14 protein-coding genes are annotated in these 12,880 nt (G+C 65.6%); 10 read left to right on the forward strand and 4 right to left on the reverse strand.

What is annotated here, in order from left to right:
• Window positions 1-42: 42 nt before the first annotated feature.
• Both nirK and NUU27_RS23010 read left to right on the forward strand, forming a co-directional pair.
• Window positions 43-1,155 carry a copper-containing nitrite reductase gene (gene nirK, locus NUU27_RS23005; protein WP_257764636.1) on the forward strand — a complete coding sequence of 371 codons (1,113 nt, stop codon included), beginning with the start codon at window positions 43-45 and terminating at the stop codon, window positions 1,153-1,155.
• 133 nt (window positions 1,156-1,288) lie between these two features.
• The gene (locus NUU27_RS23010; RefSeq protein ID WP_257764637.1) at window positions 1,289-1,546 is read left to right on the forward strand and encodes a DUF6455 family protein; all 258 of its coding nucleotides are present in this window, start codon (window positions 1,289-1,291) and stop codon (window positions 1,544-1,546) included.
• 63 nt (window positions 1,547-1,609) lie between these two features.
• On the opposite strand, the gene NUU27_RS23015 is transcribed toward NUU27_RS23010, so the two are convergent.
• Together NUU27_RS23015 and NUU27_RS23020 are read right to left on the reverse strand one after the other, a co-directional pair.
• Window positions 1,610-2,788 (reverse strand): NnrS family protein, encoded by a 1,179-nt coding sequence (locus tag NUU27_RS23015; protein ID WP_257764638.1) that lies wholly within the window; start codon window positions 2,786-2,788, stop codon window positions 1,610-1,612.
• Window positions 2,789-3,021: 233 nt separating this feature from the next.
• Window positions 3,022-3,462, reverse strand: coding sequence for a pseudoazurin (locus tag NUU27_RS23020; protein ID WP_257764639.1), 441 nt, complete (start codon window positions 3,460-3,462; stop codon window positions 3,022-3,024).
• A 125-nt stretch (window positions 3,463-3,587) separates the two neighbouring features.
• On the opposite strand from NUU27_RS23020, the gene NUU27_RS23025 reads away from it, so the two are divergent.
• Window positions 3,588-4,289 carry a Crp/Fnr family transcriptional regulator gene (locus NUU27_RS23025; protein WP_257764640.1) on the forward strand — a complete coding sequence of 234 codons (702 nt, stop codon included), beginning with the start codon at window positions 3,588-3,590 and terminating at the stop codon, window positions 4,287-4,289.
• A 48-nt stretch (window positions 4,290-4,337) separates the two neighbouring features.
• Here the strand turns inward: NUU27_RS23025 and NUU27_RS23030 are convergent, their stop codons facing one another.
• Complete coding sequence (locus NUU27_RS23030; protein ID WP_257764641.1) at window positions 4,338-4,550, reverse strand: DUF1858 domain-containing protein; 213 nt, start codon at window positions 4,548-4,550, stop codon at window positions 4,338-4,340.
• 93 nt (window positions 4,551-4,643) lie between these two features.
• Complete coding sequence (hemN, locus tag NUU27_RS23035; protein ID WP_257764649.1) at window positions 4,644-6,017, reverse strand: oxygen-independent coproporphyrinogen III oxidase; 1,374 nt, start codon at window positions 6,015-6,017, stop codon at window positions 4,644-4,646.
• A 159-nt stretch (window positions 6,018-6,176) separates the two neighbouring features.
• Here hemN and ccoN point away from each other — a divergent pair, with 159 nt between their 5' ends.
• The 7 genes from ccoN to NUU27_RS23070 all read left to right on the forward strand — a co-directional run.
• Window positions 6,177-7,817: a cytochrome-c oxidase, cbb3-type subunit I gene (gene ccoN, locus NUU27_RS23040; protein WP_257764642.1), complete on the forward strand. Its 1,641-nt coding sequence runs from the start codon at window positions 6,177-6,179 to the stop codon at window positions 7,815-7,817.
• A 12-nt stretch (window positions 7,818-7,829) separates the two neighbouring features.
• Window positions 7,830-8,561 carry a cytochrome-c oxidase, cbb3-type subunit II gene (gene ccoO / locus NUU27_RS23045; protein ID WP_257764643.1) on the forward strand — a complete coding sequence of 244 codons (732 nt, stop codon included), beginning with the start codon at window positions 7,830-7,832 and terminating at the stop codon, window positions 8,559-8,561.
• An 11-nt stretch (window positions 8,562-8,572) separates the two neighbouring features.
• Window positions 8,573-8,722, forward strand: a complete 150-nt coding sequence (locus NUU27_RS23050) for a cbb3-type cytochrome c oxidase subunit 3 (protein ID WP_257764644.1) — start codon at window positions 8,573-8,575, stop codon at window positions 8,720-8,722.
• Window position 8,723: 1 nt separating this feature from the next.
• Complete coding sequence (ccoP, locus tag NUU27_RS23055; protein ID WP_257764645.1) at window positions 8,724-9,587, forward strand: cytochrome-c oxidase, cbb3-type subunit III; 864 nt, start codon at window positions 8,724-8,726, stop codon at window positions 9,585-9,587.
• A 174-nt stretch (window positions 9,588-9,761) separates the two neighbouring features.
• A complete protein-coding gene (gene ccoG / locus NUU27_RS23060) occupies window positions 9,762-11,330 on the forward strand; it encodes a cytochrome c oxidase accessory protein CcoG (RefSeq protein ID WP_308219996.1) in 1,569 nt (522 codons plus the stop codon).
• Window positions 11,327-11,824 carry a FixH family protein gene (locus NUU27_RS23065; protein WP_257764647.1) on the forward strand — a complete coding sequence of 166 codons (498 nt, stop codon included), beginning with the start codon at window positions 11,327-11,329 and terminating at the stop codon, window positions 11,822-11,824. Before ccoG ends, NUU27_RS23065 begins: the two co-directional genes overlap by 4 nt.
• Window positions 11,821-12,880, forward strand: a 1,060-nt coding sequence (locus NUU27_RS23070) for a heavy metal translocating P-type ATPase (RefSeq protein ID WP_257764648.1), incomplete at its 3' end; no start/stop codon positions are given. The genes NUU27_RS23065 and NUU27_RS23070, both read left to right, overlap by 4 nt.

Here is a 12,880-nt window from a genome sequence, read left to right on the forward strand (position 1 = left end):
AGTTTCGTCTCATCAACGAAGCCCAACACAAGGAGAGGCCCGATGTTTACAAGACGTGAAGCCCTTTTGGGCACTGCCGCGGCGACGCTGCTTGCCACGCTGACCGCAGCTGGCGCGGCGAAGGCCGAGGCGATGACCGCAGATTTCGCGGCGCTGCCGCGCCACAAGGTCGAGCTGGTCGCCCCACCCTTCGTCCACGCCCACGAGCAGGTCGCCGTCGGCGGGCCGAAGATCCTCGAATTCACCATGATGATCGAGGAAAAGCCCATCACCATCGACGATGAAGGCACGGTGCTTCAGGCGATGACCTATGGCGGCTCGGTTCCCGGCCCGCTGATGGTCGTCCATGAAGGTGACTATGTGGAGCTGACGCTCGTCAATCCGGAGAGCAACTCGCTCGCCCACAACATCGACTTCCATGCCGCGACTGGCGCGATGGGCGGCGGCGAGCTGACGCTCGTCAATCCCGGCGAGCAGGTGAAGCTGCGTTTCAAGGCCGACCGGACCGGCACCTTCGTCTATCACTGCGCCCCCGGCGGCGCGATGATCCCCTGGCACGTGGTCTCGGGGATGAGCGGCGCGATCATGGTACTGCCGCGCGACGGGCTTAAAAACGACAAGGGCGAGCCGATCCATTACGACCGCATCTACTACATCGGCGAGAACGATTTCTACATCCCGCGCGAAGCCGGTGGTGCGTTCAGGACCTACGAATCGGCCGGCGACGGCTATGACGACATGGTTCAGGTGATGCGTGGACTGGTGCCGACCCATGTGGTCTTCAACGGCGCCAAGGGCGCTCTCACCGGCGACAACGCGATGCAGGCGAAGGTCGGCGAAACGGTGCTGATTGTCCATTCGCAGGCCAACCGGGACACCCGGCCCCACCTCATCGGCGGGCATGGCGACTATGTGTGGGAGGAAGGTAAGTTCGCCAACGCGCCCGCCAAGGATCTGGAAACCTGGTTCATCCGCGGCGGATCGGCAGGTGCCGCCCTCTACACGTTCCGCCAGCCGGGCATCTACGCCTATGTCAACCACAACCTCATCGAGGCGGTTGAACTCGGCGCCACCGCCCACTTCATGGTCGAGGGCGCGTGGAACGACGACCTCATGACACAGGTCGAGGCTCCGCGGCCCATCGCCACGAACTGAAGCCGACCGACCGCGCAAGACAGGCCCGGTGGACCTCACCGGGCCTTCCCGCTTGCGGCAGCGGCTTTGATCCAGCGCAATGTCCGCTCGCGCGAAGGCCTTAAAGTCGATGCAATGAAAATGGGAGACAACCATGACAAGCCTGACCAAGAAGCTTGAGACACAGGCTCATCTGATGGGGCGGATGATCGACCGCTGCGGCGTCGACATCGAGCGGCTCGCCGCCGACCGCCTCGGCCAGACACTGGCGTCGGCTGTCCGCGCCTGCTCGCAATGCAGCAGCACGAAATCCTGCCAGAACTGGCTTGACGCCACGGCCGGTGAAACGCACCTCAATCCGCCCGCCTTCTGTCCCAACGCGACGCGCTTCGAGCTCAGCCGGTCGCGGTAGAAACGGTGACATCGAGCCGCTTCGATCGCGGCTCGACGGATTGCGGGGCAGGAGCAGCGCGCCTCAGGCGGCGCGCCTCGGCGTCAGCAGGGCGCGAGCGAAGAGCGCGGCAAATCCCAGGAACGCGACCGCCCAGGCGGTGCCGGACGCATGAATCAGCATCATCTGCGGATCGAAAGCGGCCACGACCCGCAGGATCGCAGCAAGCACGACCGCCGCGAAGATGACGGAAGCGCCGATGCCGGCCTTCAGCGGGCGGCCCGTGTGGCCGAGGGTTGCCCGCACCATGACGGCGAGCGTCATGGCCCCGATCGCCCCGCCACCCAGCGCATGCATGCCCGCGGCTGCCGGCACGTTTTCCGGAAAGAGGATGCCGAGCGAGACCAGCGCCAGCCCCGCCGGGATGAAGAGATAGGCAAGATGCAGGACGAGCACGAGGAGATCGCGGCCCGTGCGGTCTCCCGCCCAGCGCGCCAGCCGCACCGCCTGCGCCACCGCCGCCACGGCCAGGAGGGCGGCCGTGACGCCGTCGCCGGGCAGGACAACCCACACGGCAAGGGCAAGGGCGGAGACCGCGAGCGAGCCGACATCGTAGCGGCCGAAAGGCGCCGGCAGCCTGCCCGGATTCTCGCGCGCCAGCCAGTTGCGGGTGAAGCTCGGAATGATCCGCCCGCCGATGATCATGATGAGTATGATCGCCGCGCCGATGCCGAGCCGTCGGGCGGCGTCCGACAATCCGGCTATCTGCGCCTCGACATGAAACACGGCGTTGGCCGCAAGCAGCACCCCGAGCGGAATCAGCACCTTGAGATTGCGCCAGTTGCGGCCGGCGACGATCTCGCGGGCCGCCGCGGCCGTCAGCGCGGCCAGGAAGGCGCAGTCGATCAGCGCCGTCTGCCACCAGCCGAGCGAGGCCGACCAGAAGATGGCGGCGCGTCCGGCCAGCCAGATCGCCACCAGGGCCAGCAGCGGCAGGCCCTGCACGGGCAGCCGGCCGGTCCAGTTGGGGATCGCCGTCAGGAGGAAGCCCGCGACGATGGCCGCCAGGTACCCGAACAGCATCTCATGCACATGCCAATCGACCGGCGCAAACAGGCTGTGGGTCCTGATGAGGCCCAGATAGAGCGGCAGCCATGCGAGGATTGAAAGCCCTGCATAAAGTGCGCCCAGCAGGAAAAAGGGCCTGAATCCATAGGAAAGCACGGCCGGGCCCTGATGGGCCCGCAACCTCGGTATCGCCATTGTCCGGCTCCTGGTGGTCTGCCCCAGACAGATGGTGCCCGTCCGTCTGGAGAAGTTGGCCCGCAAGCCATTGATCCGGTGGAGTGAATTTTCCTGACAGACGGGCACCATCCGTCAGGATCGCACCACCGGAACGTTGAGATCATGCGATGGCCGGACGGGCGCTTCCCCCGCCTTCCCGTCCGGCCGGCCGTTGCATCGTCACCGCCGGTCCAGCCGGCGGGGCACCGCCGCTATTTCGATGCCACGGCATGACCGAAGAGTTCGGCGAAGACCTTCTTCGCCTTGCCGGGATGTTTCACCGCGGCGGCCTCTTCGGTATTGGTCGGCTCGCCGACCACCACGAGGGCCACCATGCCCATACCGTAGTGCGGCGCGCATTTGATGCCGTAGACGCCATCCTTTTCGAGCGTCACGGTGACTTCCTCGTTGACCCCGCCCTTGAACGGTTCAACGCCGGCGGGCACCATTCCCTTGATGGACTCGGCATTGTGCCCCTTGTCGACGGCGACGAAGCGAACCGTGTCGCCCGGCGCCGCGCGCACGAAATCCGGCACGAACACCATCGCGCCCTTTTCGCCCTTGTTGTGCATCTCGATCAGATGTTCCGCCGCTCCCGCGACGCCCGTCAGGGCGAGCAGCGCACAGGCCGCCGTCACGATCGTCTTTTTCATAGCCCAGTCCTTTCCATTCCGTCGTCATGAGCGTTGAGGTCCTTCTAGCGTCATTCGCGCGCCGGTAGTTTGCGCTGGCGCAAAGTCGGGTTAAAAATGCGGGCAATCGAAGCACAGGAGATGGAATGGCGGGACTTGACCCCTCGCTGATCGCCGGGCTGCCGACCTTCGCGGGGCTTGAACGCAAGGATCTCGAGATTCTTCTGAGCCACGCGCAGGCGATGCGATTCGCGGCGGGCTCGTCGGTCTTCGAGCAGGAGGAGGAGGCGCGCAACTTCTTCGTCCTGCTGGACGGTCACATCCGGGTCGTGCGCACCACCCCGGACGGGCAGCAGGTCATCGTGCGCTACATCAGCGAAGGGGAGTTGTTCGGCATCGCAGCGGCACTCGGCCGCACCACCTATCCCGCCTCGGCGATCGCGGTGGCCGATTGCGTCGCTCTTGCCTGGTCGAATGCGCAATGGCCGGAACTGTCCGCCCGCTTCCCCTCGCTCGGCGCCAACACCTACAAGACAGTCGGCAACCGCCTTCAGGACGCCCACACCCGCGTCATCGAGATGTCGACCGAACAGGTCGAGCAGCGTGTCGCGCACGCCCTCCTGCGCCTGGTCAAGCAGACCGGCCGGCAGACGGACGACGGCATCGAGATCGATTTCCCGATCACGCGCCAGGACATCGCCGAGATGACCGGCGCGACGCTTCACACGGTCAGCCGCCTGCTCAGTGCATGGGAGGAGAGCGGCATCGTCAAGGGCGGCCGCAAGCGCGTCGTCGTCCGCAACCCGCACCAACTCATGCTGAAGGCGGAGAGCCGGAACAAGAATTGAGCTGCGGACGCGGCCCGCGGGCGGTTCGGCTGTTTTCGACCCGTGCCTTCAACCATAGCGGGCGATGGCCGTCATCAGTTCCTCGACGAACCGGTCCTCATCGACGCCATGTTCGGCGCAGGCGTCGGTCACCGTGTGGAACGCGGTGATCGGGCAGCCGACGCACAGCATGTGGTGACGCATCACCACCTTGATCGTTTCCGGCCACCGGCGCATCATCTCTTCGAGAGACATGTCGGCATGAAAACGCGACTTCGGCATCGTCCGTCCCACATGTAGCTGTGTCGAACGTCAACGATAGGCGATAAGGCAGGGTGCGGTCGTTGCGCTGGCGCAAAGAGCGGCAGCGGCATCTCAGACGGCGGCCGAGTGCCGTGCACCGCCGCGCTTCAGATACTGATCGAAGCGGGCCGCCGTCGAGCGCACCAGCGGCCTTGCCTCCTCGCGCACGACGAAGGCGCCGGCGGTTTCGATCAGCCCGGCGGTTTCGTCATGAAAGACGCAGTCGCGCGCCTCCTCGACGATCTGTCGCCCGCGATCGCCGAACAACCGCACGGCCTCCTCGGCAGAAAAGGTGAAATCGCACATCAGCCGCTCGATCACCCAGGCGCGAGCACGGTCCTCGTCGCTGAAGGCGATGCCGCGCACCGTCGCCAGGCCGCCCGCGCCGACAAGGCGCTCGTACTGGCCGATTGCCGGGTTGTTTTGCGCGTAGCCTTGCGACAGACGCGATACGGAGGACGGGCCGAGGCCGATCAGCGTCTTGCAGGCGTCCTCGGTGTAGCCCTGGAAATTGCGGTAGAGCCGTCCCGCACGAGCGGCGAGCGCCAGCGGATCGTCGGGCCTGGCGAAATGGTCGATGCCGATCGGCTGATACCCCGCTTCGCGGACGATGCGCGCCGCCTCCTGCTGCTGGGCGAAGCGTTGCCCGGGTCCGGGCAGAACCGCTTCGTCGATCATCGTCTGATGCTTCTTGAACCAGGGCACATGGGCATAACCGAACAGGGCGATGCGGTCCGGCGCGAGTGTCAGGGCCTGGCGGATCGTCTCGCCAACGGTCTCCACTGTCTGGTGCGGCAGGCCGTAAAGCAGGTCGAGATTGACCGAACGCACACCGCGCGCCCTCACCCCATCGACAACCGCCCTGGTTTGCTCGAACGTCTGTTCGCGGTTGATCGCCTGCTGCACGCGCGGATCGAAATCCTGCACGCCGAGGCTCGCCCGCGTCATACCGATCGCGGCGAAGGCATCGAAGCGCGCATCGTCCATATCGTTGGGGTCGAGCTCGACGCTGATCTCGGCATCGGCGACGAATTCGAAGGCGCTCCTGAGCGCCGCGCCCAGCCGGATGACGTCCTGCGGCTTCAGAATCGTCGGTGAGCCACCGCCGAAATGCAGCGCCTTGACGCGCGTCCACCCGCCGACCAGCGCCCCGACCGTGGCGATTTCACACAGCAGCGCGTCGAGGAAGACCGAAACGGGCTCGTAGCGATGCGTCATCTTGGTGTGACAGGCGCAGAACCAGCACAGCCGATCGCAGAAGGGAACATGCACATAAAGCGATATCTCTTCACCCTCGGGCAATGCGGCGAGCCAGTTCTCGAAGATTTCACCGGTGATGCCGGCGTGGAAGTGCGGCGCGGTCGGGTAGCTGGTATAGCGCGGCACCGCCTCGGACAATCGCCCCGCCGATCCCGTTCCGCTCATCTGTTCGCCCGCGCGCTGCATGGCCATCTTCCTGTTCCGGCATTTGCGGCCCTTTCTGTCCGACCCGCGGCCGGAGAGCCTTGACGCAGATCAAGGCGCGCCACCCCGGATCGAGGAATGCTGCAGTGCGAGAATCGGGAAACCGCATTCTTCGCGCTCTTCAGGATTGGGGAAACAGCAATGAGATTTGGCACCGAGATCGTCTTGGTCGGCTTGGCCGCGTTCGCAGCCCTTGCCGCCGCGGGCCTCGCGCAGGATTCGGCCTTCCAGGCCCATATGTGGGTCCTGTTCTTCGCCCTCCTCGCAGGGCTTGTCGTGTTGATGCGCAACACCACGTTCGCCCCGGCCGGGGCTGCATCGATACCGCTTCAGGCCGATACCAACGGCTATATGGACGGGCCGGTGCGCTACGGCGTCATCGCCACCATGTTCTGGGGCATCGTCGGCTTTCTGGTAGGCGTCACCGTGGCGCTGCAGCTGGCCTACCCCGATCTCAACATCGAGCCGTGGTTCAATTTCGGCCGCACGCGCCCGCTGCACACTTCGGCGGTGATCTTCGCCTTCGGCGGCAACGCGCTCATCGCCACCTCCTTCTATGTCGTGCAGCGCACCTGCAGAGCGCGGCTGTTCGGAGGCAATCTCGCCTGGTTCGTCTTCTGGGGCTATCAGCTCTTCATCGTCATGGCGGCGACCGGCTATCTGCTCGGCATCACCCAGAGCCGCGAATATGCCGAGCCCGAATGGTATGTGGATCTGTTCCTCACCATCGTATGGGTCGCCTATCTCGCCGTCTTCCTCGGCACGATCTTCAAGCGCAAGGAGCCGCATATCTATGTGGCCAACTGGTTCTACCTCTCCTTCATCGTGACCATCGCGATGCTGCATGTGGTCAACAACCTCGCCGTGCCGGTGACGCCCTTCGGCTCGAAGAGCTATTCGCTTTTCGCCGGCGTGCAGGACGCGCTGACACAGTGGTGGTACGGCCACAACGCGGTCGGCTTCTTCCTGACGGCCGGCTTCCTCGGCATGATGTACTACTTCATCCCCAAGCAGGTGAACCGCCCGGTCTATTCGTACCGGCTGTCGATCATCCACTTCTGGGCGCTGATCTTCCTCTACATCTGGGCCGGCCCGCATCACCTGCACTACACGGCCCTGCCCGACTGGGCGCAGACGCTCGGAATGGTGTTCTCGATCATGCTGTGGATGCCCTCCTGGGGCGGCATGATCAACGGCCTGATGACGCTTTCGGGCGCCTGGGACAAGCTGCGCACCGACCCCATCGTCCGCATGATGGTGATGGCCGTCGCCTTCTACGGCATGTCCACCTTCGAGGGGCCGATGATGTCGGTGAAGGCCGTCAACTCGCTGTCGCACTACACCGACTGGACCATCGGCCACGTGCATTCGGGCGCGCTCGGCTGGGTCGGCATGATCACCTTCGGCGCTGTCTACTATCTGGTGCCCAAGCTGTGGAACCGCGAGCGGCTCTATTCGCTGCGCCTCGTGACCTGGCACTTCTGGCTGGCCACGCTCGGCATCGTCGTCTACGCGGCCGTGATGTGGGTGTCGGGCATCCAGCAAGGCCTGATGTGGCGCGAGTACGACGATCAGGGCTTCCTGGTCTACTCCTTCGCCGAGACCGTGGCGGCCATGCATCCCTACTACGTGCTGCGTGCGCTCGGCGGCGCCCTGTTCCTGATCGGCGGCCTGGTGATGGCCTACAACCTCGTGATGACCATCCGCGGATATCAGCGCGAGGAAGAGCCGATCGGCGGCCGTCTGGCGCAGCCCGCGCCCTCTCTTCAAACCGCAGGTTAAGGAGCCATACCCATGGCATTGTTGGACAAACACGCGATCATCGAAAAGAACGCGACATTGCTGCTGGTGGGCTCGTTCCTCGTGGTCACCGTCGGCGGCATCGTCGAGATCGCGCCGCTCTTCTATCTGGAAAACACGATCGAGAAGGTGGAGGGCATGCGGCCCTACAGCCCGCTTGAGCTCGCCGGACGCAACATCTACATCCGCGAGGGCTGCTACACCTGTCACAGCCAGATGATCCGACCCTTCCGCGACGAGGTGGAGCGCTACGGCAATTACAGCCTGGCCGCGGAGTCCATATACGATCACCCGTTCCAGTGGGGATCGAAGCGCACTGGGCCGGATCTCGCCCGCGTCGGCGGGCGCTACTCCAACGCCTGGCATGTCGACCACCTCGTCGAGCCGCGCTCGGTGGTGCCCGAATCAGTCATGCCGAGCTACGCCTTCCTGAAGTCCACGCCGCTCGAGATCGGCAATTTCTCCACCCAGCTCGTCGCCAACCAGCGCGCCGGCGTGCCCTACACGGAGGAGATGATCGCCAACGCCAATGCGGACCTTCGGGCGCAGGCCGATCCGAACGCCGACACCTCCGGACTGGAGGAGCGCTACCCCAAGGCCGTGCTTGGGGATTTCGACGGCAATCCGGCGGCGCTGACCGAAATGGACGCCTTGGTCGCCTATCTGCAGATGCTCGGCACGCTGGTCGATTTCTCGACCTACGACGAAACCGCCGGCTACCGGTGAGGAGTGCAGCCATGGATTACACCGCAATGCGCCAATTCGCCGACAGCTGGGGCCTGCTCTTCATGGCGGTCTTCTTCGTCGGGGCGGTGCTCTTCGCCTTCCGTCCCGGGAGCAAGAAGAACGCCGACGAGGCCGCCCGCATTCCCCTGAAGGACGACTGAGATGAGTGAGAAAAAGATCGACGAGGTTTCCGGCGTCCCGACCACCGGCCACGAATGGGACGGCATCAAGGAACTCGATACCCCGATGCCCCGCTGGTGGGTCTGGACCTTCTACGGAACCATCGCCTGGGCGCTGGCCTATACCATCGCCTACCCGGCCTGGCCGATGATCAGCTCGGCGACCAAGGGCGTGCTCGGTTATTCGAGCCGCCAGGAACTCGCAACGACGCTGACCGACGTGGCCGCCCAGCAGGCGGATCTGCGCGCGGCGATCGCCGAAAAGCCCCTGGACGAGATCCTCGCCGACGAGACGCTGCGCCGCTTCGCCACCTCGGCGGGCGCTGCCGCCTACAAGGTGAACTGCTCGCAGTGCCACGGCTCGGGCGCGCAGGGCTCCGCCGGCTATCCCAATCTCAACGACGACGACTGGCTGTGGGGCGGCGACATCGACGCCATCCACCAGACCATCGCCCACGGTGCCCGCTCCGAAAGCGACGCCGACACGCGCGTCTCCGAGATGCCCGCCTTCGGCGACATCCTGAGCGCCGACGAGATCCGCCAGGTGGCTGCACACGTGGCGTCCTTCACCGGCACGCCGTCGGATGCGGCGCTCGCCGAGGCCGGTGCCCAGGTCTTCGCCGACAATTGCGCGGCCTGCCATGGCGAGACCGGCGGCGGCGATGCGGCGCTCGGTGCGCCCAATCTGGCCGATGCAATCTGGCTCTACGGTTCCAACGAGGCGGCCATCGCCGCCCAGGTCCGCACGCCGAAGCACGGCGTGATGCCGGCCTGGCAGGCCCGTCTCGGCGACCCGACGGTCAAGCAATTGTCCGTCTACATCCACTCGCTCGGCGGCGGCCAATAACTGTCGCGCCCAAGCCAAAAAAAACCCGGCCACACGGCCGGGTTTTTTGTCGCAGCCGTTCGAGCCGCGCTTTCTCGGCAACGTCCGCGGTCTTTGATCGGTGTCAAGGAAATCCGCGCGCCAGCGTGACATGCATCGTTGACCGTGCCTCCGCGAGCCACCCGAACGATGTCCTTGACCACAGAAAACGCCGCCAGCGAAGCCTTTGAACGCATCGACGCTGAAGCCGTCAATTCGGCCACGAAGCGTCAGCCGCTCTATGCCGCCCGCAAGAAGATCTTCCCGAAGCGCGCCTCGGGCCAGTTCCGGCGCTTCAAATGGCTGATCATGGCGATCACGCTCGGCATCTACTACCTGACGCCCTGGATCCGCTGGGACCGCGGCCCTTACGCACCCGACCAGGCGGTGTTGATCGATCTCGCCAACCGGCGCTTCTATTTCCTGTTCATCGAGATCTGGCCGCAGGAGTTCTTCTACGTCGCCGGTCTGCTGGTGATGGCCGGCATCGGCCTGTTCCTCATCACCTCGACGGTCGGCCGGGCCTGGTGCGGCTACACCTGCCCGCAGACCGTGTGGGTCGATCTCTTCCTCGTCGTCGAACGCGCCATCGAGGGCGACCGCAACGCGCGCATGAAGCTCGACGGCGCACCCTGGTCGCTCGGCAAGCTTTCGAAGCGGGTGTCGAAGCACGCGATCTGGCTGCTCATCGCCGTCGCCACCGGCGGCGCCTGGGTATTCTACTTTGCAGACGCGCCGAGCCTGTTCGTCGAGATCTTCACCGGAAAGGCGGCCGCCGTCGCCTACATCACCATCGGCGTTCTGACCGCCACCACCTATGTGCTCGGCGGCCTCATGCGCGAGCAGGTCTGCACCTATATGTGCCCCTGGCCGCGCATCCAGGCGGCCATGCTCGACGAGAATTCGCTGACCGTCACCTACAACGACTGGCGCGGCGAGCCTCGCTCGCGCCACGCCAAGAAGGCGGCCGCTGCCGGCGTGAGCGTCGGCGACTGCGTCGATTGCAACGCCTGCGTCGCCGTATGCCCCATGGGCATCGACATCCGCGACGGACAGCAGCTCGAATGCATCACCTGCGCATTGTGCATCGATGCCTGCGACGCCGTGATGGACAAGCTCGGCCGCGAGCGCGGCCTGATCTCCTATGCGACGCTTTCCGACTACAACGCCAACATGGCGCTGGCGACAGCCGGAAGCGGCTCCATCGACCCGGCCCGGGTGCGCGAAGCTTCCGGGAAACTGTCCGGCGCGGTGGCCCATTTCCACTGGCGGAAGATCTTCCGCCCGCGCACCTTCGTCTATTTCGGCGCCTGGTCGCTGGTCGGCCTCGCCATGCTCTATGCGCTGCTGACGCGCGACCGGCTGGAGGTCAACGTGCTGCACGACCGCAATCCGCAATATGTGCTCCTGTCGGACGGTTCCGTGCGCAACGGCTACACGGTGAAGCTGCTCAACATGATACCGGAGCCGCGCGTCATCTTCCTCTCGCTCGAGGGACTGCCCGGCGCCACCATGCAGGCGGTCGGCATCGACCAGCCCGAGGGGCGCTCGCTGGCCATTCCGGTCGAGCCCGACCGGCTGCGCGAAGTGCGGATCTACGTCCGCCAGCCGGCGGAGCTGTCGCATCGCGGAAACGAGCGGTTCAATTTCGTGGTCGAGGACAAGGCGAGCTTCGAACGCGATGTCTATCACGCCAAGTTCGATACACCGGAGGGCTCGAGATGAGCGGCAGCGCGGGCAGGCAGAAAGAGTTCACCGGAAAGCACATGCTGTTGATCATGATCGCCTTCTTCGGGGTGATCGTCACGGTGAACGTCACCATGGCCGTTCTCGCCAATTCGAGCTGGACCGGGCTGATCGTCCAGAATTCCTATGTGGCGAGCCAGACCTTCAACGAGCGGGCCGCCGAAGGCCGCGTGCAGGACGCCCTCGGCTGGACCGGCGAGCTGGATGTCGCCAACGGCGCCGTCACATACCGCCTGGTCGACGCCGGCGGCGATCCGATCCGGCTCGACGGCGTGCATATCACCATGCATCGCCCGGTCACGGCGGATGAGGATGTTGCGCTCGAGATGACCGCAGTGGGCGATGGCACCTTCGGCGCCGCGCACGGCCCCGGCGACGGCACCTGGATCGTCAAGATCGAGGCCGATGCCGGGCTCGAGCATCCCTTCCGCGATTTCCGCCGCATCGTCGTTCGCGATGGAGCTATAAGATGAGCTGCTGCGCGCCCGGCACGGAAACGGCATTCGGCAGCGCCGGGGGCGAGCGAGCGGGGCCGTCGGCCGAGGAGGTCTTGCTCGCCAGCCGGGCGCTCGGCGACGGTGTCCGGCAGACGGATCTTTCCGTTCCCGGCGTTCATTGCGGCGCCTGCATCCAATCCATCGAGAGCGCGCTCGGCAAGCTCGACGGCGTAACGGCGGCACGCGTCAACCTGTCCTCCCGGCGCGTCAGCGTCAAATGGCGCGAGGAGGCCTCTCCGCCGATCGTCGAGACGCTCAACAAGCTGGGCTACGCGGCGCATCTGTTCGAGATCGGCGACACGAGCAAGGATCCCGTTCTGTCCGAACTGATCCGCGCCGTCGCCATCGCCGGCTTCGCCACCGGCAACATCATGCTCCTGTCGGTGTCGGTCTGGTCCGGTGCCGAGCAGGCGACGCGCGATCTGTTCCACTGGCTGTCGGCGCTGATCGCCCTTCCCGCCCTGGTCTTCGCCGGGGGCATCTTCTTCCGCTCCGCCTGGAGCGCGCTCAGCCACGGCCGCATGAACATGGACGTGCCGATCGCGCTCGGGGTCTCGCTCGCCTACGGGCTCAGCCTTTTCGAGACGATCAACCACGGCCAGCACGCCTATTTCGACGCATCCGTCTCGCTGCTCTTCTTCCTGCTCATCGGTCGCACGCTCGATCATGCCATGCGCGAGCGCGCCCGCACCGCCGTCACCGGCCTCGCCCGCCTTGCTCCGCGCGGCGCGATGGCAGTCGCGGAGGACGGCAGCCGCGACTATGTCCCGCTTGCCGAGATCAGGCCCGGCATGAAGCTGCTGATCGCCGCTGGCGAGCGCGTCCCGGTCGACGGCATCGTGGAGACGGGCGTCTCGGCGCTCGATTGCTCGATGGCGACCGGCGAAAGCGCGCCGCAGGAAACCGGCCCCGGCTCGCAGATCCGCGCCGGCATGCTCAACCTCACCCAGCCGCTCGTCATGCGCGCGGCGGCGACGGCCGACGATTCGTTCCTGGCCGAGATGATGCGGCTGATGGAGGCCGCCGAAGGCG

Origin of the sequence: Nitratireductor sp. ZSWI3, assembly GCF_024655565.1 — a bacterium.
Lineage (GTDB): Bacteria > Pseudomonadota > Alphaproteobacteria > Rhizobiales > Rhizobiaceae > Nitratireductor.

Excerpts from the sequence above, each read along its gene's own strand:
- nirK (WP_257764636.1), top strand. The coding sequence starts at position 43 with ATGTTTACAAGACGTGAAGCCCTTTTGGGCACTGCCGCGGCGACGCTG.
- NUU27_RS23010 (WP_257764637.1), top strand. The coding sequence starts at position 1,289 with ATGACAAGCCTGACCAAGAAGCTTGAGACACAGGCTCATCTGATGGGG.
- NUU27_RS23015 (WP_257764638.1), bottom strand. The coding sequence starts at position 2,788 with ATGGCGATACCGAGGTTGCGGGCCCATCAGGGCCCGGCCGTGCTTTCC.
- NUU27_RS23020 (WP_257764639.1), bottom strand. The coding sequence starts at position 3,462 with ATGAAAAAGACGATCGTGACGGCGGCCTGTGCGCTGCTCGCCCTGACG.
- NUU27_RS23025 (WP_257764640.1), top strand. The coding sequence starts at position 3,588 with ATGGCGGGACTTGACCCCTCGCTGATCGCCGGGCTGCCGACCTTCGCG.
- NUU27_RS23030 (WP_257764641.1), bottom strand. The coding sequence starts at position 4,550 with ATGCCGAAGTCGCGTTTTCATGCCGACATGTCTCTCGAAGAGATGATG.
- hemN (WP_257764649.1), bottom strand. The coding sequence starts at position 6,017 with ATGCAGCGCGCGGGCGAACAGATGAGCGGAACGGGATCGGCGGGGCGA.
- ccoN (WP_257764642.1), top strand. The coding sequence starts at position 6,177 with ATGAGATTTGGCACCGAGATCGTCTTGGTCGGCTTGGCCGCGTTCGCA.
- ccoO (WP_257764643.1), top strand. The coding sequence starts at position 7,830 with ATGGCATTGTTGGACAAACACGCGATCATCGAAAAGAACGCGACATTG.
- NUU27_RS23050 (WP_257764644.1), top strand. The coding sequence starts at position 8,573 with ATGGATTACACCGCAATGCGCCAATTCGCCGACAGCTGGGGCCTGCTC.
- ccoP (WP_257764645.1), top strand. The coding sequence starts at position 8,724 with ATGAGTGAGAAAAAGATCGACGAGGTTTCCGGCGTCCCGACCACCGGC.
- NUU27_RS23065 (WP_257764647.1), top strand. The coding sequence starts at position 11,327 with ATGAGCGGCAGCGCGGGCAGGCAGAAAGAGTTCACCGGAAAGCACATG.